This window comes from Trinickia sp. EG282A, from assembly GCF_040965455.1.
In the GTDB taxonomy this organism is placed as follows: domain Bacteria; phylum Pseudomonadota; class Gammaproteobacteria; order Burkholderiales; family Burkholderiaceae; genus Trinickia; species Trinickia symbiotica.
Map to the genome: position 1 here is coordinate 155,451 of NZ_JBFRCC010000003.1, position 16,063 is coordinate 171,513.

At 64.8% G+C, this 16,063-nt stretch carries 18 protein-coding genes; 10 read left to right on the forward strand and 8 right to left on the reverse strand.

Annotated features, from left to right (window positions below):
- Window positions 1-43: 43 nt before the first annotated feature.
- The 3 genes from gcl (at window position 44) to AB4Y31_RS15135 (ending at window position 3,639) form a co-directional block, all read left to right on the forward strand.
- Complete coding sequence (gene gcl / locus AB4Y31_RS15125; RefSeq protein ID WP_368674610.1) at window positions 44-1,813, forward strand: glyoxylate carboligase; 1,770 nt, start codon at window positions 44-46, stop codon at window positions 1,811-1,813.
- Window positions 1,814-1,834: 21 nt separating this feature from the next.
- A complete protein-coding gene (gene hyi, locus AB4Y31_RS15130) occupies window positions 1,835-2,635 on the forward strand; it encodes a hydroxypyruvate isomerase (protein ID WP_368674611.1) in 801 nt (266 codons plus the stop codon).
- Between the two features lie 122 nt (window positions 2,636-2,757).
- The gene (locus AB4Y31_RS15135; RefSeq protein WP_368674612.1) at window positions 2,758-3,639 is read left to right on the forward strand and encodes a 2-hydroxy-3-oxopropionate reductase; all 882 of its coding nucleotides are present in this window, start codon (window positions 2,758-2,760) and stop codon (window positions 3,637-3,639) included.
- A 137-nt stretch (window positions 3,640-3,776) separates the two neighbouring features.
- On the opposite strand, the gene AB4Y31_RS15140 is transcribed toward AB4Y31_RS15135, so the two are convergent.
- The 6 genes from AB4Y31_RS15140 to AB4Y31_RS15165 all read right to left on the reverse strand — a co-directional run bounded on the left by AB4Y31_RS15140 (window position 3,777) and on the right by AB4Y31_RS15165 (window position 9,836).
- Window positions 3,777-4,814, reverse strand: a complete 1,038-nt coding sequence (locus AB4Y31_RS15140; RefSeq protein ID WP_368674613.1) for an asparaginase — start codon at window positions 4,812-4,814, stop codon at window positions 3,777-3,779.
- Between the two features lie 65 nt (window positions 4,815-4,879).
- Window positions 4,880-5,806: a CysB family HTH-type transcriptional regulator gene (locus tag AB4Y31_RS15145; protein WP_018442043.1), complete on the reverse strand. Its 927-nt coding sequence runs from the start codon at window positions 5,804-5,806 to the stop codon at window positions 4,880-4,882.
- 22 nt (window positions 5,807-5,828) lie between these two features.
- The gene (locus AB4Y31_RS15150) at window positions 5,829-6,914 is read right to left on the reverse strand and encodes a sulfate/molybdate ABC transporter ATP-binding protein (RefSeq protein ID WP_368674614.1); all 1,086 of its coding nucleotides are present in this window, start codon (window positions 6,912-6,914) and stop codon (window positions 5,829-5,831) included.
- A 14-nt stretch (window positions 6,915-6,928) separates the two neighbouring features.
- Entirely contained in the window at window positions 6,929-7,852 is a 924-nt protein-coding gene (gene cysW, locus AB4Y31_RS15155; protein WP_368675301.1) for a sulfate ABC transporter permease subunit CysW, read from the reverse strand.
- Window positions 7,849-8,769 (reverse strand): sulfate ABC transporter permease subunit CysT, encoded by a 921-nt coding sequence (gene cysT, locus AB4Y31_RS15160; protein WP_368674615.1) that lies wholly within the window; start codon window positions 8,767-8,769, stop codon window positions 7,849-7,851. The genes cysW and cysT overlap by 4 nt, the downstream gene beginning before the upstream one ends.
- 26 nt (window positions 8,770-8,795) lie before the next feature.
- The gene (locus tag AB4Y31_RS15165; RefSeq protein WP_368674616.1) at window positions 8,796-9,836 is read right to left on the reverse strand and encodes a sulfate ABC transporter substrate-binding protein; all 1,041 of its coding nucleotides are present in this window, start codon (window positions 9,834-9,836) and stop codon (window positions 8,796-8,798) included.
- A gap of 223 nt (window positions 9,837-10,059) precedes the next feature.
- On the opposite strand from AB4Y31_RS15165, the gene lexA reads away from it, so the two are divergent.
- The 3 genes from lexA to AB4Y31_RS15180 all read left to right on the forward strand — a co-directional run bounded on the left by lexA (window position 10,060) and on the right by AB4Y31_RS15180 (window position 11,870).
- Window positions 10,060-10,707, forward strand: a complete 648-nt coding sequence (gene lexA / locus AB4Y31_RS15170) for a transcriptional repressor LexA (RefSeq protein WP_018442048.1) — start codon at window positions 10,060-10,062, stop codon at window positions 10,705-10,707.
- 18 nt (window positions 10,708-10,725) lie between these two features.
- Window positions 10,726-11,064: a hypothetical protein gene (locus AB4Y31_RS15175; protein WP_368674617.1), complete on the forward strand. Its 339-nt coding sequence runs from the start codon at window positions 10,726-10,728 to the stop codon at window positions 11,062-11,064.
- A gap of 137 nt (window positions 11,065-11,201) precedes the next feature.
- Window positions 11,202-11,870 (forward strand): DUF2939 domain-containing protein, encoded by a 669-nt coding sequence (locus AB4Y31_RS15180; protein WP_368674618.1) that lies wholly within the window; start codon window positions 11,202-11,204, stop codon window positions 11,868-11,870.
- 80 nt (window positions 11,871-11,950) lie between these two features.
- On the opposite strand, the gene AB4Y31_RS15185 is transcribed toward AB4Y31_RS15180, so the two are convergent.
- Entirely contained in the window at window positions 11,951-12,460 is a 510-nt protein-coding gene (locus AB4Y31_RS15185; RefSeq protein WP_018442051.1) for a universal stress protein, read from the reverse strand.
- A 208-nt stretch (window positions 12,461-12,668) separates the two neighbouring features.
- On the opposite strand from AB4Y31_RS15185, the gene nodI reads away from it, so the two are divergent.
- Both nodI and AB4Y31_RS15195 read left to right on the forward strand, forming a co-directional pair.
- Window positions 12,669-13,607, forward strand: a complete 939-nt coding sequence (nodI, locus tag AB4Y31_RS15190; RefSeq protein WP_368674619.1) for a nodulation factor ABC transporter ATP-binding protein NodI — start codon at window positions 12,669-12,671, stop codon at window positions 13,605-13,607.
- A gap of 38 nt (window positions 13,608-13,645) precedes the next feature.
- Window positions 13,646-14,488 carry an ABC transporter permease gene (locus tag AB4Y31_RS15195; RefSeq protein ID WP_368674620.1) on the forward strand — a complete coding sequence of 281 codons (843 nt, stop codon included), beginning with the start codon at window positions 13,646-13,648 and terminating at the stop codon, window positions 14,486-14,488.
- A 45-nt stretch (window positions 14,489-14,533) separates the two neighbouring features.
- Here AB4Y31_RS15195 and AB4Y31_RS15200 read toward each other — a convergent pair whose 3' ends face one another.
- Entirely contained in the window at window positions 14,534-14,956 is a 423-nt protein-coding gene (locus AB4Y31_RS15200; protein ID WP_018442054.1) for a hypothetical protein, read from the reverse strand.
- 501 nt (window positions 14,957-15,457) lie between these two features.
- Here AB4Y31_RS15200 and AB4Y31_RS15205 point away from each other — a divergent pair.
- The gene (locus tag AB4Y31_RS15205; protein ID WP_368674621.1) at window positions 15,458-15,775 is read left to right on the forward strand and encodes a type II toxin-antitoxin system RelE/ParE family toxin; all 318 of its coding nucleotides are present in this window, start codon (window positions 15,458-15,460) and stop codon (window positions 15,773-15,775) included.
- A 3-nt stretch (window positions 15,776-15,778) separates the two neighbouring features.
- Window positions 15,779-16,060, forward strand: coding sequence for a helix-turn-helix domain-containing protein (locus tag AB4Y31_RS15210; RefSeq protein WP_368674622.1), 282 nt, complete (start codon window positions 15,779-15,781; stop codon window positions 16,058-16,060).
- The last annotated feature ends 3 nt before the right edge of the window (window positions 16,061-16,063 follow it).

Here is a 16,063-nt window from a genome sequence, read left to right on the forward strand (position 1 = left end):
TAAAGTAACGACTCGAACGCCCATAGACATGAAGGAGACATCCATGCCGAAAATGAGAGCTGTCGACGCAGCCGTGCTCGTTCTCGAGAAGGAAGGTATCGACACGGCATTCGGCGTCCCGGGCGCCGCGATCAATCCGCTCTACTCCGCGCTGAAGAAAGCGGGCAGCATCAGTCACGTGCTCGCGCGCCATGTGGAAGGCGCCTCGCACATGGCCGAGGGCTATACGCGCGCCGCGCCGGGCAACATCGGTGTGTGCATCGGTACGTCCGGCCCCGCCGGCACCGATATGATCACGGGCCTCTACTCCGCTTCGGCCGATTCGATTCCGATCCTCGCGATCACGGGCCAGGCGCCGCGTGCGCGCCTCTACAAGGAAGACTTCCAGGCTGTCGACATCGAATCGATCGCGAAGCCCGTGACGAAGTGGGCCGTGACGGTGCGCGAGCCGGCGCTGGTGCCGCGCGTTTTCCAGCAAGCGTTCCATCTCATGCGCTCGGGCCGCCCCGGGCCCGTGCTGATCGACCTGCCGATCGACGTCCAACTCGCCGAGATCGAGTTCGACATCGCTACCTACGAGCCGCTTCCTGTCTACAAACCGCGAGCGACGCGGGGGCAGATCGAGGCCGCGCTGCACATGCTCAACGACGCCGAGCGCCCGCTGATCGTATCGGGCGGCGGCGTGATCAATGCGGCGGCGGAGCAACTGCTCGTCGAATTCGCCGAGACCATCGGCGTGCCTGTCATTCCGACGCTGATGTCGTGGGGCGCGATACCCGACGATCATCCGTTGATGGCGGGTATGGTCGGCCTGCAGACCTCGCACCGCTATGGCAATGCGACGTTACTCGCATCGGACTTCGTGCTTGGCATCGGCAATCGGTGGGCGAACCGCCACACGGGCAGCATCGATGTCTATACGAAGGGGCGCAAGTTCGTCCACGTCGATATCGAGCCGACACAGATCGGGCGCGTGTTCGGCCCGGACCTCGGCATCGTCTCCGATGCGAAGGCCGCGCTCGAGCTCTTCGTCGAAGTGGCGCGCGAATGGAAGGCGCAAAGCCGGCTGAAGGACCGCGGCGAGTGGGCGGAGGCATGCCGCGAGCGCAAGCGCACGATGCATCGCAAGACGCACTTCGAGAACGTGCCGGTCAAGCCGCAACGCGTCTACGAGGAAATGAACAAGGTCTTCGGCCGCGACACTTGCTACGTCAGCACGATCGGCCTTTCGCAAATCGCCGGCGCGCAGTTCCTCCATGTCTATCGAGCCCGCAACTGGATCAACTGCGGACAGGCCGGCCCGCTCGGCTGGACGATCCCCGCCGCGCTCGGCGTGCGCGCGGCCGACCCCCAGCGTCCGATCGTCGCGCTTTCGGGCGATTACGACTTCCAGTTCATGATCGAAGAGCTTGCGGTCGGCGCGCAATTCAACCTGCCCTACGTGCACGTCGTCGTGAACAACTCGTATCTCGGGTTGATTCGCCAGGCGCAGCGGCAGTTCGACATGGACTACTGCGTGCAGCTCGCGTTCGAGAACATCAACGCGCCGGAATTGAACGGCTATGGCGTCGATCACGTGGCGGTGGCGGAAGGCCTCGGCTGCAAGGCGCTGCGCGTATTCCGGCCCGAGGACATCAAGCCCGCCCTCGAAAAAGCGCAGACGATGCTCGGCGAGTTCAAGGTTCCCGTCGTCGTCGAAGTGGTTCTCGAGCGCGTGACCAACATCGCGATGGGCGCGGAGATCGACGCCGTCAACGAATTCGAGCCGCTCGCGGAATCGCTCGACGATGCGCCGACGGCTCTTCCCACCTGACCGACCAGTGAGATCTGCATCATGCCGAAATTCGCAGCGAATTTGACAATGTTGTTCAACGAGGTGCCGTTTCTCGATCGCTTCGAGGCGGCAGCGCGTGCCGGCTTCGATGCCGTCGAGTTTCTGTTTCCGTACCCGTTTGGCGCCGCCGAGCTCGCCGAACGGCTCGAGGCAAACCGGCTGCGCCTGGTTCTGCACAATCTGCCCGCCGGCAACTGGGAAGCGGGCGAGCGCGGCATCGCCTGCCTGCCTGATCGGGTCGGCGAATTCCAGGACGGCGTGGGCCGCGCGATCGAGTACGCGAAGGCCCTCAAGGTGCGCCAGGTGAACTGCCTTGCCGGCATCCGTCCCAACGGCGTCGATGCCGAGCGGGCGCGCTCGACGCTCGTCGACAATCTGCGCTTCGCCGCTGCCGCGCTCGCACGCGACGGGATCCGGTTGCTCGTCGAGCCCTGCAACGCCTACGATATTCCAGGGTTCGCGCTGAACCGCTCGAAGGAAACACTCGACGTCATCCGCGATGTGGGCTCGGACAACCTCTTCCTGCAGTACGACATCTATCACATGCAAAGGATGGAGGGTGAGCTCGCCGCAACGATCAAGGCCAATCTGCCGCGTATCGCTCATATGCAGCTCGCCGACAATCCCGGCCGTCACGAGCCGGGCACCGGCGAGATCAGCTACGCGTTCCTGTTCGAGTTCATCGACAGTCTCGGCTACGATGGCTATATCGGCTGCGAGTACAAGCCGCGCACGACAACGCACGACGGCCTGGGCTGGCTGCGGACCGTCGCCGGCCGCGCAAGCGCCGCTGCCCGATAGCGCACGGCGCGGTATAGCGGCACCATTCATCATCCGATGGACTCGGCACACTCGAGCTGAGAATCGAAGTCGATCCATCACGATTCAGCAACCAGAGCAGACTGACTGACGGAAATATCGACATGGCAAAGATCGGCTTTATCGGCCTCGGCATCATGGGCTCGCACATGGCGCGCAACCTTCTGAAGGGAGGCCATACCCTCGTCCTCAACGGCAAGCACCCCGTTCCTGACGATCTGCGCGAGGGTGCCACCGTGGTCACCGATTCGGCGGCCGTTGCGGCGGCAGCGGAAGTCATCATCTCGATGGTGCCCGACACGCCGGATGTGGCCAACGTGCTTTTCGCCGACGATGGCGTCGCGAAAGGCCTTTCGAAGGGGAAGCTCGTCATCGACATGAGCTCCATCTCGCCGCTCGAAACGCAGGCGTTCGCCAAGCGGATCAATGAGCTCGGGTGCGACTATCTTGATGCGCCGGTATCGGGAGGCGAAGTCGGCGCGCGCGACGCGACGCTGACGATCATGGTCGGCGGCCCCGAGGCGGCGTTCGAACGCGCCAAGCCGCTCTTCGAGTTGATGGGCAAGAACGTCTCGCTCATCGGCGATAACGGCGCCGGACAGACCTGCAAGGTCGCCAATCAGATCATCGTGGCGCTCAACATCGAAGCCGTGGCGGAAGCGCTGCTCTTCGCGGCGCGCTCGGGTGCCGATCCGGAGCGCGTACGGCGCGCGCTGATGGGCGGCTTCGCCTCGTCGCGCGTGCTCGAGGTGCATGGCGAGCGCATGACGAAGCGCACCTTCAACCCGGGCTTTCGCATCGAGCTTCACAGGAAGGACCTGAACCTCGCGCTCGACGGCGCGCGCAAGCTCGGCATCGCGTTGCCTCATACGGCGAGCGCGCAGCAGCTCTTCAGCGTCTGCGCGGCGCACGGCGGCAGCGGGTGGGATCACTCCGCCATCATTCGCGCCCTCGAAATCATGGCCGGGTTCGAGATCGAGGCGTGATCAGGTAAGCAGGAACGCCGCTTTCGGGCTGAGGGCGGCGAAGCGGGGTCCGCAGCGGCGCCCGGCGACGACGGGGAAGCCTTGGTCGGTCAGACGTCGTCGTCGGGTGTCCGTCTGTCGGATTGCCCTGCGTTCTTTCAGTAGGTGTCGAAAGCGCGTTGCAGCAGTGTGCGCTCCCCCATTCCCACCGCCAGCGCGAGCATCAACAGCACGCGAGCCTTGTAAGGATTGAGCGTGCCCGCGGTGACGAAGCCGAGCGCATCGTCGGGCGCGGCTCCGTTGCGCATGACATGCCCCGAGCCGACACGCGACGCGCGGACCACCGCGATGCCCTGCCGGACCGCCTCGGCAAGAGCGGCTTGAACGGTCGCATGGACCGACCCATTCCCGGTACCGGCCACGACAATGCCGCGCACGCCAGCCGCGATCAACGCATCGACGGCCGTGCGCGTCACGCCGGCGTAGCTTGAGACGATCTCCACGCCCGGCCAGCCGGCGTCGGCGACGAACGGCGTGGCCGCCGTATGCGGGCGGACGACGCTGCGCTGAAATTCGACACGCCCATCCTGAACCCAGCCGAGCGCGCCGACCTCGGGCGATTGGAACGCATCGACGGCATAGGTGCTCGTCTTGACGATGTCGCGCGCACTATGAATACGGTTGTTGAACGCGACGAGCACGCCTCTTCCCCACGCCTCACGCGTGGCCGCCACCGTGACGGCGCCGAGCAGATTGAGCGGCCCATCAGCCGAGAGCGCCGAAGACGGGCGCATCGCGGCCGTCATGACGATCGGCTTCGATGTTTTCACCGTCAGATGGAGCAGGTATGCCGTCTCTTCGAGCGTATCGGTGCCATGCGTGACGACGATACCGTCGATGTCGGCGCGTGACGCGAGCTCGCCGATGCGCCGTGCGAGCACTGTCCACAGGGAAAGATCGAGGTCCTTGCTGTCGATGCTCGCGACTTGCTCCGCTTCGATGTTCGCCATGTTCGCGAGCGCGGGGACCGCCGCGAGCAGGCGATCGACGCCGACGACGCCGGCCTGGTAGCCGGCCGTCTGGGCGGCATCGGCGGCGGAACCCGCTATCGTGCCGCCCGTCGCGAGAACGGCGATGCGCGGCAGCGCGGCCGGGTCGGGCGAAACCGCCGAGTTCGAGGTGCTGATTGTGTCCATGGCCGCCATTCTATACGGCGCGCGGCGCGGCGCCGTGAGGAATGGCGTAGAAAAACTCGCTGCGTTTAAGCCGCTTCGCGCAGTCGGCCCGTGATGTCGGTGCCGGCGAGCTGGGGTGCGAACATTTCGATGAACCGGTAGGCGTACGCGCGCAGGATCGCGCCCTTGCGCAGCCCGACGCGCGTCGTGCTCGCTTCGAACAAATGCTGCGACTCGAGCGCGACGAGCTCGGAGTCTCTCTTCGGATCGTAGGCCATCGCCGCCACGATACCGATCCCCATGCCGAGCTCCACATACGTCTTGATCACGTCGGCGTCGATCGCGGTGAGCACCACGTCGGGGAGTCTTCCGGTTTTCTCGAACGCTTCGTCGATATGAGCACGGCCGGTGATGTCGCGCTCGTAAGTAATGATCGGGTGCTCGGCAACGTCCTCGAGGGTCACCGTCTTCACGGCGGCAAGTGGGTGACCCTTGGGCACGACCACAATGTGATGCCACGAGTAGCACGGGAACGTGACGATGTCGGAGTATCGATCGAGGCCTTCCGTCGCGATCGCGATATCGGCCTCGCCCTCGACGAGCATCTGCGCGATCTGGCGCGGGCTGCCCTGGCGCAAAGCGAGATGCACCTTGGGAAAGACCTCCTTGAACTCCCGGATCACCTGTGGGAGCGCGTAGCGAGCCTGCGTGTGCGTCGTGGCGACGACGAGATGCCCGGTGTCCTCGTCGGCATATTGGCGCGCGACGCGGCGCACGTTTTCGGCGTCGAGCAGCATCCTCTCGATGAGCCGATGCACGGCTTTGCCCGGCTCGGTCAACCCTGTCAGCCGCTTGCCGCGCCGCACGAAGATGTCGACGCCCAACTCGTCCTCGAGATCCTTGATCTGCTTCGAGACCCCGGATTGCGAGGCATAGAGCACATTCGCCACCTCCGTCAGGTTCAAGTTGCGGCGCACTGCCTCGCGCACGTAGCGCAGTTGCTGGAAGTTCATAAAGGCCTCTCTTGGTTTTTCTTTACTGCGCTTCGAAGACGCGCGCCGAGCGCGGCACGACCGTCACGCGGTCGCCCTCGGCGAGCTGCAATGCGTGCCAGGCCTCGCGCGCGATCTCCGCCTCGAGCGGGCCAGCGGCGCCGGCAAGCTCGACACGAACCGAGCCCCCGCGCGCCACGACGCGCCGCACGTCGGCCGCCACGCCATCGCTACGCGCGACCGCGTGCGGATAGATCTGCAGGTCGTGCGGGCGCACGTAGGCGAATGCCGGACCCGAAGCCGCGGCCGGCGCGCCAGCCTCTTCCGCCAGCGTGGATGCGGCAACGAGCGGCGCACTCGCTCCGTGAGGAACGAAACCGTGCGGCTCGACGCTGCCCGCCACGCGGTTGGCCGCGCCGAGGAACGCATAAACGAACGGCGTACGCGGCTCGTCATAGACTTCCTGGGGGCTGCCCGCCTGTTCGATGCGGCCATGATTGATGACGACGATCCGGTCGGCGACGTCGAGCGCCTCCTCCTGATCGTGCGTGACGAAGATCGTGGTGATCGAAAGCTCGTCATGAAGCCGGCGCAGCCAGTCGCGCAGTTCCTTGCGCACCTTCGCGTCGAGCGCGCCGAACGGCTCGTCGAGCAGCAAGACGCTCGGCTCGACGGCGAGCGCCCGCGCAAGCGCGACGCGCTGCCGCTGGCCGCCCGAGAGCTCGGCCGGATACCGGTCGCCGAGATGTCCCAGGTGCACCAGTCCCAGGAGCTCGTTGACTTTCGCGCGAATGACCGCCTCCGAGGGACGCTCGCGACGCGGCTTGACGCGCAGCCCGAACGCGATGTTCTCGAACACCGTCATGTGGCGAAAGAGCGCGTAGTGCTGAAACACAAAGCCGACTTGCCGTTCCCGCGCGTCGAGCGCCCCCACGTCGCGACCGTTGAGCACCACTTCCCCTTCGTCCGCCGCCTCGAGTCCGGCGATCACGCGCAGCAGCGTGGTCTTGCCGCAGCCCGACGGACCGATCAGCGCCGCGAGCTCGCCGCGCGCGAACTCGAGCGATATGCCGTCGAGCGCGACGAAATCGCCGAAACGCTTGTGCAGATTGCGAACGATGATGCTCATTCCAGTACCTTTCGTCAGGGAAGTGTTGCGCTCGCGCCCTCGCCCGCGAGCCGACGCTCGGCGACGAGTTTCACGGCAAGCGTCGCAAGCGCGATCAGCGCAAGCAACGAGGCGACGGCAAATGCGGCCGCGAAGTTGTAGTCGTTGTAGAGAATCTCGACATGCAGCGGCATCGTATCGGTGAAGCCGCGAATGTGCCCGGAGACGACGGAGACGGCGCCGAACTCGCCCATCGCGCGGGCGTTGCAAAGGATCACACCGTAGATGAGCCCCCACTTCACATTCGGCAGCGTCACCCGGCGCCAGATCTGCCAGCCCGACGCGCCGAGTACGCGCGCCGCCTCTTCTTCTTCCTTGCCCTGCGCCTGCATGAGCGGAATGAGCTCGCGCGCGACGAACGGGAACGTGACGAAGATCGTCGCCAGCACGATGCCGGGCACCGCGAAGATGATCTGCAGATCGTGCGCTTGTAGCCACGGGCCGAACCAGCCTTGCGCGCCAAAGAGCAGCACATAGAGCACGCCCGAGATCACGGGCGAGACCGAAAACGGCAAATCGATCAGCGTCGTCAGCAATGCGCGGCCGCGAAATTCGAATTTCGCGATGGCCCACGATGCGGCGAGGCCGAAGACGAGATTGAGCGGCACCGCGATTACCGCCACGGTCAGCGTGAGCGCGATGGCGGCGCGCGCGTCGGGCTCGGCGAGCGCCTCGAAGTAGTACGCGACGCCCTTGCTGAACGCCTCGCTGAACACGGCCACGAGCGGCACGACGAGAAAGAGCGCGAGAAACGCGAGCGCAATGCCCGTCAACGCCCAGCGCGCGACGCTCGCGCTTGCCCCGGCGCGACGGCGAGCAGTCGAGGAGGTCGCGCCACTCGAGCGGGCGCTGGCTTGCCCGGCCCCGCTCGTTTCGATCGGAACGGCGATGCGGCTCATCCGATCGCTCCCTGCCCGGCCGTCGGCGCCGAACGCGGCGCGGTGCTCGCGCTGCTCGCGCTGCTCGCCCTGCCCCTGCCCCTGCCGTTGCGGCTCGTGCGGCGTTGCCAATGCCATTGCAGCGCGTTGATCGCGAAGAGCATCGCGAAAGAAGCGACCAACATCGCGACGGCGAGCGCCGTCGCGCCGGCATAGTCGTACTGCTCGAGCTTCGTGATGATGAGCAGCGATGCGACCTCGGATTTCATCGGGATGTTGCCGGCGATGAAGATGACCGAGCCGTATTCGCCGAGCGCGCGGGCGAACGCAAGGGCGACGCCGGTCGACAGCGCCGGCGCCAACGCGGGCAGCACGATACGCGCAAACGTCTGCCACGACGAGGCGCCGAGGCAGGCCGCCGCTTCCTCCTGCGCGTGCTCGAAATCCTGCAGCACAGGCTCGACGGTACGCACGACGAACGGCAGCCCGACGAACGTCAGCGCGACGAGGACCCCGAGCGGCGTGAAGGCCACTTTCAGCCCGAGCGGCGCGAGCCAACGGCCGATCCATCCGTGCTGATCGTAGATGGCGGCGAGCGCGATGCCTGCGACGGACGTCGGCAGCGCGAACGGCAAATCGACGATCGCATCGACGAGGCGCTTGCCGGGAAACGGGTACCGCACGAGAACCCAGGCGACGAGCAGGCCGAAGACCCCGTTCACGAGGGCCGCGATCGCGCCGGCGCCGAACGTCAGCCGATAAGAGGCCAGCACGCGCGGGGAAGCCACGGCCGCGACGAACTGCGTCCAGTCGAGCGTCGAGGCCTTCAGGAACGCGGCCGCGAGCGGGATCAACACCACCAGGCCCAGGTAAGCCAGCGTGATGCCTAGCGTCATGCCGAAGCCGGGCAATACGCCGGGCCTGCGAAAAGCGAACATCGTCGATGCCTTTCAGTCGTTGAGCTTCAGTGAGGCTGATAAATCGAGTCGAACGTGCCGCCGTCGGCGAAATGCACCTTCTGGGCATTGGCCCAGCCGCCGAAGGCCGTGTCGACCGTGTAGAGCTTCAGCTTCGGAAACTTCGCCGTGAGCTCGGCAGGCACGTTCGCCGATCGCGGCCGGTAGAAGTTGGCCGCGGCGATCTTTTGTCCCTCGTCGCTGTAGAGGAAGCGCAAATAGGCTTCGGCCACTTTGCGCGTCCCCCGTTTATCGACGACCCCGTCGACGACGGCGACGGGTGGTTCCGCGAGAATGCTCACTGACGGAACGACGATCTCGAACTTGTCCGCGCCGAATTCCTTCTGCGCGAGAAATGCCTCGTTCTCCCATGCGATCAGAACGTCGCCCAGCTCGCGCTGCACGAAGCTCGTCGTGGCGCCGCGCGCGCCGGAATCGAGCACGCCGGCATTGCGATAAAGCTGCGCGACGAAGTCTTTCGCCTTCTGCTCGTTGCCGCCCGGACGGTTGACCGCGTAGACCCACGCGGCGAGGTAGTTCCAGCGCGCGCCGCCGGAAGTTTTCGGATTCGGCGTGACAATCGAAACGCCGGGCTTCACGAGATCGTCCCAGTCCTTGATGCGCTTCGGATTGCCGTGCCGCACGAGAAAGACGATCGTCGAGGTGTATGGCGCCGCGTTGTTGGGCAGACGCTTTTGCCAGTCACGCGCGAGGAGCCCCTTACTCGCCAGCGCATCGATGTCGTAGGCGAGCGCCAGCGTGACGACGTCGGCCTGCAGTCCCGCGAGGACCGAGCGCGCCTGCGCGCCCGAGCCGCCATGGGACTGACGAATCGAGACGCCCTCGCCCGTGCTCGCTTTCCATTGCTCGGCGAATGCCTTGTCGACTGCCTGATAGAGCTCGCGGGTGGGATCGTAGGAAACGTTCAGCAGCGTAGTCTCCGCTTGCGCCTCGGCGGCAAACCCCAACATCGCCGCGGCCGCGCCGGCCACCATGCCGCCAAGCAGGCGCCGCCGCTTGCCCGACCACTCGCTTCCCCTTTCCACCATTTCTTCTGACTCCTGGCCGCATTGCATCAATTTTGAATGACGAGCTAGTCTAGCCACGCGCCCTTATGATCCAAACGAAGGATTTCGAATTCCTTTATATGAAAAACAGATAAGAAGGTCGCGGCGGCGCGAAGGCGTCGTCCAAAAAAGGGGGACGTGCCACTTGTGTTCCGCCGAATACTGTATAAAAATACAGACACCTGTCTATTCATACAGTGTCGCCATGACCAAACTCACCGCACGACAGCAGCAGGTATTCGATTTGATCCGCCAGTCGATCGAGCAGAGCGGGTACCCGCCAACGCGAGCCGAGATCGCCGCGGCACTCGGCTTCAGCTCGGCGAATTCGGCGGAGGAGCATCTGCGCGCACTCGCTCGAAAAGGGGTGATCGAGCTGGCGGCGGGCGCTTCGCGAGGAATTCGGCTGCTGGCGTCGGACGATGCGCCGCGGCAGCTGACGCTCCCGCATGCGGCATTGATGCAGCTCTCGCTGCCGCTCGTCGGCCGCGTCGCGGCAGGCAGCCCGATCCTCGCGCAGGAGCACATCTCGCAACATTACGCATGCGATCCCGCGCTCTTTTCGAGCAAGCCCGACTACCTGCTAAAAGTGCGAGGGCTTTCGATGCGCGACGCGGGAATCCTAGACGGCGATCTGCTCGCCGTGCAAAAGCGAACCGAGGCGAAAGACGGCCAGATCGTCGTAGCCCGCCTCGGGGACGACGTCACCGTCAAGCGCTTCAAGCGCCGGTCGAACGGCGTCGAGCTGATTGCGGAGAATCCCGACTACGAAAATATTTTCGTCCAGGCCGGCAGCGCGGAGTTCGCGCTCGAAGGCATCGCCGTCGGCCTCATCCGTCCCACCGAATTCTGAACGCCCAAGGGAATTACCATGGACCGCCTCGCCCGCCTCATGCCGTTTCGCCGCTTCGGCCGCCTGCGCCACTTGCGCAGTCTGGTGCCATGTCCGCCGCTCGAAGCGGCGCCCGCAGCGGATGCGAGCCGGCACAGCACGCTTGCCCTCGACGAGCGGCCCTCATCGATGCCGGCTTTCGCGCGTGTCTCGCTCAACAGCGCGTTACATGCTCAACCGGCGCAGCGGGCGCCGGTACGGGTCTATCATGGCGCGTCGCGCGTGATTCTCGTCGGCACGATCGACGCCGTTTGCCGAATGATCGACCGCTGTATCGACGAAGAACGCGCAGGGATGCGCGCGGCGCGGCTCGGCTGATACCGCCGCGCGATTTCGTTGGGGAAGGGCGCGACTTCGAGAGTCAGCCGGACATTCGGTCATCGAGCGACGCCAGGACCGGGAAACGTTTTGCCACATCGCCGGTCCATCGGGTTTCGCTCTGCTTACTCAAGGAAATGCGCCCAGTGACGACAAATGACAGACCCAATCGTGCACGCGGCAAGCCGCTCGCCGCCGTCGCGATCGTAATCGCGGCGATTGTCGTATTCGCCATCCTCGCGTACATCTACGCCACCCCCTACCTCGTTCTCGACCGCTTGAAGCAAGCCGCCGATGCACGCGATGCCGAAACGGTCGACCGCTACGTCGACTATCCGGCGCTGCGTGCGAGCCTCAAGCAGCAGTTGTCGCAATTGCTGTCCCGACGCGTGGAATCGCAAAAGCGCGAGCATCCGCTCGCCGCATTCGGCGCACTCGTAGGCATGGCGTTGATTGGTCCGCTCGTCGACAACTATGCGACGCCTGAAGGCGTCGCAGCGCTACTGAACGGCATGCCGCCGCGCGGCGAGCCGAGCGAGGCGCTCTCGCCGCCCGCTCCGCCAACGGCACCGTCCGCTGGTAAGTCCGCTGCCGCGCCCGCTGCGCCGCCGTCGAGCCAAGCGACCCCAGCGCCGGCAGAGAACGCCCCGGCTGCGCCGAAGCGCGTCGGAGCACACTATCGCGGCATCGACGAATTTGTCGTCACCTATCGGCATGACGCCGCGAGCGCACCGTATAGCGTGATCCTGCGCCGCGATGGGTGGTTTTCCTGGAGACTCTCGGCGGTCGATCTGAACCAGCAATAGCCGAGGCGGCGTCGCTCGACGCTAAGCCGCCGCTTGCTGCTCGATAGATAGGACGCCGCACGCGCCTTGTCGGGCCTGCCCTATGTCTCGCTGCCGGCCTTGGCTGACGTCTGCGCGGCCGACGGGCTGACAGCCAGCGGTTCTGTTTCGTGCGCCGTCGAAACGGCCACGAGAATGCTGCACGAGACGCGATCGAGCAATTGCGTGTTCCCCGCGCCCATCCACCATCGCGACAACCCGCTGCGCGCGCGGTGGCCGACCACGACGAGGTCGGCCTTCAACTCCTCCGCGAGCCGTGCAATCTCGTCGATAGGGTGCCCGAACGCAAAATGACCGTGCGCCGTCACGCCGCGCTCGGTCAGCCAGTCGACCCCTTCCTGAAGAATCTCGCGGGCGGCGTCCTCGAAGCGTCCGCAGGCGACATCGGTCAAGAGGCCCGCGCTTTGCGCGATGCTCGTGCGCATATCCACGACTGAAAGGAGATGCGTCTCCGCCTGTAGATCGAGCGCGAGATTGGCGCCACAGCGCAATGCCTTGCGACCTTCGCGGGTGCCGTCGTAACACAGCAGAATCTTGTTGTAACACGCCATCGTGGCCTCCTATCCGCGCAAACCGCAGACATTCGTTTGAATAATCCTGCGTCGCCGCCGCGGTTGCAAGCGATGGAAAACGCGTAGTCGCGCGCCGGCGCAAGCCGGGTCGACACGCTGCGGCGCAACAACGCGCTCCTTCATCGCGGACGCGGACCAAGCGCTGCTCCCCGATGCAATAGAATGGATCGCCGCCTGCACTGGTCTCGTGCGAAATCGCTCACTTGCACCCATGTCGAACAACACGATCGAATTCCTGGAAGTGGAAAAACGCTATGGCGATAAAACGGTCGTCGACGGCCTGACGTTCCATGTTCGAACCGGCGAGTGCTTCGGCCTGCTCGGGCCCAACGGTGCCGGGAAGACGACGACTCTCAAGATGCTGCTCGGCATCGCGGAGCCGGACGCCGGCACCATCAGGCTTTGCGGCGAGACGATTCCTACCCGCGCTCGTTTTGCGCGGCAACGAATCGGAGTCGTTCCGCAATTCGACAACCTCGATCCCGATTTCACCGTCCGCGAAAACCTGCTCGTATTCGGGCGCTACTTCGGCTTATCCGCGAGCAAGACGCGGGCCATGGTACCCACGCTGCTCGAGTTTGCCCGCTTGGAGAACAAGGCTGACGCGCGCGTCAGCGAGCTCTCGGGCGGAATGAAGCGGCGCCTTACGCTCGCGCGCGCGCTGATCAACGACCCGGATGTCCTCGTCATGGACGAGCCGACCACCGGCCTGGACCCGCAGGCGCGCCACCTCATATGGGAGCGGCTTCGCTCCCTGCTTGGGCGCGGCAAGACGATCCTGCTGACGACGCACTTCATGGAAGAAGCCGAGCGGCTTTGCGACAGACTCTGCATCATCGAAGAGGGACGCAAAATCGCGGAAGGTGCGCCCAGCGCGCTCGTCGAGGCCGAAATCGGCTGCGACGTCATCGAAGTCTACGGCGCGGCGCCCGCGGCGCTTCGCGACGAACTCGCGCCTTTGGCCACGCGCACCGAGATCAGCGGCGAGACGCTGTTCTGCTACGTGCGCGACGCGGGCCCCGTCAACGCGCGACTCGCCGGCCGGGCGGGACTGCGCTATCTGCATCGGCCCGCCAATCTCGAAGACGTCTTTCTTAGGCTTACCGGCCGAGAGATGCAAGAGTGACGGCACGAGACAAGGCGACCGCGACCCAAAAATCAGCTATGGATACACCTTCCTACCAAACAGAAGCCGAACGCCGGGCAGCGGGTGCGCGGCGTGCGCATGGATTTCGTTTCGCGCTGCCGGCCAACGCGGCCAACTGGCTTTCGGTCTGGCGCCGCAATTACCTCGTATGGCGCAAGCTCGCGCTCGCCTCGATGTTCGGCAATCTGGCCGATCCCATGATCTATTTGTTCGGTCTCGGCTTCGGTTTGGGGCTGATGGTCGGTCAGGTCGACGGGGTGCCGTACATCGCGTTCCTCGCCGCGGGCACAGTGGCTTCGAGCGTGATGATGTCCGCGAGCTTCGAAGCGATGTATTCAGGATTCTCGCGCATGCATGTCCAACGAACTTGGGAGGCGATCATGCATACGCCGCTCACGCTCGGCGACATCGTCGTCGGCGAAATCGCCTGGGCCGGCAGCAAGGCCATTCTGTCCGGCGCTGCGATCATGCTCGTCGCGGGTGTGCTCGGCTACGCGCAATTTCCGTCGATGCTCCTCGCCCTACCCGTCATCGCACTCGCCGGCATCGCTTTCGCCAGCCTGGCAATGGTCGTCACCGCGGTCGCGCCCTCTTACGATTTCTTCATGTTCTATCAGACGCTCGTCATCACGCCGATGCTGCTGCTATCGGGCATCTTTTTTCCGCTTTCGAAGCTGCCCGAACCGGTGCAGCAAGCCGCCCTGGCGCTTCCGCTCGCCCACGCCGTCGAATTGATCCGGCCAGCGATGCTCGATCGTCCAATCGCGGACGCACCGCTGCATCTGGCCGTGTTGGCCGCCTACGTGATCGTCCCGTTCTTCGCCTGCGCGGCGCTCTTTCGCCGGCGGATGATGCGATAGCCCGCGCCGCGTTGCCGCACGGCTACCGCTCGCGCACGCGCGCGATCATTGCTCGTCGTCGCCCCAGGGAATGTCGACATCGGTGATGAAGCCGACCATCGCAAAAGGCCTCGCTTCGTGCCGGCCGATCTTGCCGTCCGCGCGTTGCCACTCGCACCGAAATACGACTTCGGGCGTATCGGCTCGCAACCAGACCGTGCGCAGTTCGTCCGGGTCGGACGTCTCGACCGGTCCATCGAGCGAAATGACCAGTTTCTGCGGCCAAAGGCCGGCCGCCGGATCGTAGATGCGATCTCCGTCGGGGATCGACGTGAACGCCTCGACGCCGATCGTCGCGCAGGCCTCGGAGACCATTTTCGCAAGCGCGCGCAGCAATGCCGTGGCACGCGCCGAGTTGGCCTGCCGAATCGCGAGATCGCCGCGCGTCAGCGCCTGCTCCAGTTTGGGGTCGGTCTTTTGCTTGCTCATGATGTTGATTATCCAGTGGAACCCGAACGGCGATGGCGTTGGCACTCAGGCGCGCCGAGCGCACCATCACTTGGAGATCGTACCACTAGAAGTGAAAGCCCCGTCTCGCATAGAAGCTACTGCAAATCGGCGTAGGGGGCAGCCAGTTGGCGAGCGCAGGCCGGCTACCCGCGCCGAACAACGCCTTGCATCGAGTCTGCAAGATTGCCGGCATTGCGTCCGTGACGCTGCACGGTTTGCGGCGCTCATTCTCGAATCTGGCCGAATGGGCGGAAGTCCCGTCTGGCATTAAGGCGCAAATATGGGCCATAAGCCGTCCGCCAACGCTGAGCGCCACTACAATCTGCTCCCCGATCGACCTGCGCATGTGGCACGACAAGCTGGAAGCATGGATTCTCAACGAGGCCGGCAGCGACTTCAAGCCCGAGCAGAACCGGAGCCAACCGGGTCCGCAGGCGGTCAGTCAGCAATCTGCAAACATAGCAAAAAAGAGATAAACTAATGACGTGGCACGTTGAACTGATACCCGAGGCCGAAGCTGAATTGCTGGCGCTGCCGCCCGATATGCGCGCCCGGTTTCTGCACATCGCGGAAATGCTGGCGGAGTTCGGACCGCAGCGTGTGGGGATGCCTCATGTGCGCCCGCTGGAGGGGAAGCTATGGGAAATCCGCATGACGGGCCGGGATGGCATTGCGCGCGCGATATACGTAACTAGGACCGGGCAGCGGGTGGTTGTGCTGCACGTGTTTGTGAAGAAGACACAGAAGACCCCGCACCACGCCATCGAAACAGCTTACGCCCGCATGAAAGAGGATTGAACGATGACTGACCTTGCAAACCTGAAGAAGCGCCTGCTAGCGGACCCGGCTACCCAAGCCGAGTACGAGGCGCAGGCGCCGGAATTTGCCGTCGCACGCGAACTCATCGCCGCTCGCGTGCGTGCCGGACTGACTCAGGAACAGGTGGCCGAGAGAATGCAAACGACGCAGTCGACCATCGCGCGCATGGAGAGTGGTCGCTCGATGCCGTCGTTGCGCACGCTGTCCCGCTATGCGGAAGCGACGGGAAGCCGAGCCGTGGTGCGCCTAGAGGCCGCGAAGTAGTTC

Excerpts from the sequence above, each read along its gene's own strand:
- lexA (WP_018442048.1), top strand. The coding sequence starts at position 10,060 with ATGACCAAACTCACCGCACGACAGCAGCAGGTATTCGATTTGATCCGC.
- AB4Y31_RS15180 (WP_368674618.1), top strand. The coding sequence starts at position 11,202 with ATGCGCCCAGTGACGACAAATGACAGACCCAATCGTGCACGCGGCAAG.
- AB4Y31_RS15205 (WP_368674621.1), top strand. The coding sequence starts at position 15,458 with ATGACGTGGCACGTTGAACTGATACCCGAGGCCGAAGCTGAATTGCTG.
- AB4Y31_RS15175 (WP_368674617.1), top strand. The coding sequence starts at position 10,726 with ATGGACCGCCTCGCCCGCCTCATGCCGTTTCGCCGCTTCGGCCGCCTG.
- gcl (WP_368674610.1), top strand. The coding sequence starts at position 44 with ATGCCGAAAATGAGAGCTGTCGACGCAGCCGTGCTCGTTCTCGAGAAG.
- AB4Y31_RS15165 (WP_368674616.1), bottom strand. The coding sequence starts at position 9,836 with ATGGTGGAAAGGGGAAGCGAGTGGTCGGGCAAGCGGCGGCGCCTGCTT.
- AB4Y31_RS15135 (WP_368674612.1), top strand. The coding sequence starts at position 2,758 with ATGGCAAAGATCGGCTTTATCGGCCTCGGCATCATGGGCTCGCACATG.
- hyi (WP_368674611.1), top strand. The coding sequence starts at position 1,835 with ATGCCGAAATTCGCAGCGAATTTGACAATGTTGTTCAACGAGGTGCCG.
- AB4Y31_RS15195 (WP_368674620.1), top strand. The coding sequence starts at position 13,646 with ATGGATACACCTTCCTACCAAACAGAAGCCGAACGCCGGGCAGCGGGT.
- cysT (WP_368674615.1), bottom strand. The coding sequence starts at position 8,769 with ATGTTCGCTTTTCGCAGGCCCGGCGTATTGCCCGGCTTCGGCATGACG.
- AB4Y31_RS15150 (WP_368674614.1), bottom strand. The coding sequence starts at position 6,914 with ATGAGCATCATCGTTCGCAATCTGCACAAGCGTTTCGGCGATTTCGTC.
- AB4Y31_RS15200 (WP_018442054.1), bottom strand. The coding sequence starts at position 14,956 with ATGAGCAAGCAAAAGACCGACCCCAAACTGGAGCAGGCGCTGACGCGC.
- AB4Y31_RS15210 (WP_368674622.1), top strand. The coding sequence starts at position 15,779 with ATGACTGACCTTGCAAACCTGAAGAAGCGCCTGCTAGCGGACCCGGCT.
- AB4Y31_RS15140 (WP_368674613.1), bottom strand. The coding sequence starts at position 4,814 with ATGGACACAATCAGCACCTCGAACTCGGCGGTTTCGCCCGACCCGGCC.
- AB4Y31_RS15145 (WP_018442043.1), bottom strand. The coding sequence starts at position 5,806 with ATGAACTTCCAGCAACTGCGCTACGTGCGCGAGGCAGTGCGCCGCAAC.
- cysW (WP_368675301.1), bottom strand. The coding sequence starts at position 7,852 with ATGAGCCGCATCGCCGTTCCGATCGAAACGAGCGGGGCCGGGCAAGCC.
- AB4Y31_RS15185 (WP_018442051.1), bottom strand. The coding sequence starts at position 12,460 with ATGGCGTGTTACAACAAGATTCTGCTGTGTTACGACGGCACCCGCGAA.